This window comes from Halorubrum sp. Atlit-26R (assembly GCF_003666015.1).
Taxonomy (GTDB): Archaea; Halobacteriota; Halobacteria; order Halobacteriales; family Haloferacaceae; genus Halorubrum.
Window position 1 is genome coordinate 1 of sequence record NZ_QPLT01000177.1, and the last position, 801, is coordinate 801.

Below are 801 nucleotides of genomic sequence, written 5' to 3' on the forward strand. Positions count from 1 at the left end.
TCACAACGGTTGACTCTGGATAGATTCCACCAATATCTGCTATCAGAATAGCTTGCTCGTTTCCGTACTGCTTTAGATTGTATCCCGACTCAATAACTCGTCTGTGGCGTTCATGTCGCGATCGAAGATTTCTAACAAATCCGTAACACCCCTTGCCAATCCATGCTCCATTTGATTCATTGATAGTGTAATTGGCGTCACCGATTGAGAGGTCAAATATCCGATCAAGATTAGCGAATATATCCTCAGCTCTATTCTCGGAGATGTAATCACTTCTCAGAACTATTCTTTTGGGATGCTCCGGATAGTAATTATTAGAAAATACACAAATATCCGAGATGTGGCCATCCGGAGCTTCAATAAAATATGATTCTTGATCAGATTCTAATACCTCATCAGGTAGTCGCAAGAAATCAGTTTCATCCTCGTCATCGGATTCACTAGATTGTGTAGAGCCAATCCGCTCTGTGACTTCTTCGCCGCTCAGATATCGTGTCTGGGGACCATGTCTAACGGGAAACACAGGCTGATCCATATCCAGAGCGATGCTGTGTAGTTTGTCAGAATTTGTAATCGAGAGTCCAAGAATAGTCTTTCCATCAAATTCAGCAATAGTTGATTCTGGCGTGATTACTGGGGATACTCGCGACGAGATCGTCTCATGTATCTCATCAATCAGAGAATGTGGATTCTCAATATTTTGTGGTTCCGTGGGGTGACCGTCTTTTTCAGGCACGCCGACAACGACAGTCCCTCCGTTCGTATTAGCAAAAGAAGTGAGATTCTTTGCTATTTTTATTT

The 801-nt window shown here is 42.7% G+C and carries 1 protein-coding gene; it reads right to left on the reverse strand.

Translation table 11 applies throughout. The features are described from left to right. Nucleotides 1-736: hypothetical protein (locus DVK07_RS20010; RefSeq protein ID WP_233565553.1), on the reverse strand; the 736-nt coding region annotated here is incomplete at its 3' end. Nucleotides 737-801: the final 65 nt, after the last annotated feature.